1 protein-coding gene is annotated in these 314 nt (G+C 68.8%); it reads right to left on the bottom strand.

The window, feature by feature from the left end; genetic code table 11:
- A partial coding sequence (locus tag KSO97_RS17520) for a DNA-directed RNA polymerase subunit alpha C-terminal domain-containing protein (protein WP_308188350.1) occupies window positions 1-314 on the bottom strand: 314 nt, incomplete at both ends.

Below are 314 nucleotides of genomic sequence, written 5' to 3'. Positions count from 1 at the left end.
GGATCGACTTCGCGCCGACGTTGCGGATGTCGTGCAGGTCCTGCTCCGAGCGGCTGGTGAGCTCACCCACGGTGTGGATGCCCTCGCGCTTGAGGCAGGTGTAGGAGCGGACGGTCAGCTGCAGGTCCTCGACCGGGAGGGCGAGGTCGGCGGCGAGCTGCTCGTCGACCGGCGACGGGCCGATGACGATGCCCTCGGCCTCGACATTGAGCTCGCGAGCGAGACCGAACAGCTCGACCAGCGTCTTACCGGCCGAGGCGATGGCGTCGCGCGGCAGGATCGAGGGCTTGGTCCCGACGTCGATGACGAGCTTG

Source organism: Nocardioides sp. R-C-SC26, assembly GCF_021246465.1.
GTDB lineage: Bacteria > Actinomycetota > Actinomycetes > Propionibacteriales > Nocardioidaceae > Nocardioides.
Note: the sequence above shows the minus strand (reverse complement) of the source record. Positions and strands in the feature narration are given on the sequence as shown.